General features: G+C 70.8%; 1 protein-coding gene and 1 pseudogene. Both read left to right on the top strand.

Annotated elements, in window-relative coordinates; all coding sequences use genetic code 11:
* On the top strand, positions 1 to 309 hold a 309-nt coding region (locus KDL01_RS42255), incomplete at its 5' end, for a ferredoxin reductase domain-containing protein (protein ID WP_498038012.1).
* 39 nt (positions 310 to 348) lie between these two features.
* Positions 349 to 421: pseudogene (locus KDL01_RS46545) on the top strand (FMN-binding protein); the annotation flags it as partial.

Below are 421 nucleotides of genomic sequence, written 5' to 3'. Positions count from 1 at the left end.
ACGCTGCCCGGCGCCTCCGGTGACATCACCCTGCTCTACCGGGCCAACAGCACGCAGGACCTGGCGCTGTGGGGCGAGCTGGCCAAGATCGCGGACGAGCGCGGCGCCCGGCTGATGTACGCGGTGAACAGCCCCGACGGGGAGCGCCCCGACATCTCGGCGGAGAGCCTGCGGCGCAAGATCCCGGACATCGATCGCCACGACGTCTTCATGTGCGGGCCGCCCGGCTTCGCGCAGTCGGTCTACGAGGCGCTGCGCGGCGCGGGAGTCCCCGCTCGCCGTATCCATCACGAGTCGTTCGAGATGTGAGCGACGGGCCGTCCACACCCACCAGGAGCTTGAGAAGCGATGAGGAAGAGCCACCCCGTCCGGCGTGCCGTGCTGGCCACCGCCGCCACCGTCTCCGGCATCGTGCTGCTGC

It is taken from the genome of Actinospica durhamensis, from assembly GCF_018139695.1.
GTDB classification, from domain to species: Bacteria; Actinomycetota; Actinomycetes; order Streptomycetales; family Catenulisporaceae; genus Actinospica; species Actinospica durhamensis.
This window is presented reverse-complemented; position numbering and strand designations above follow the sequence as displayed.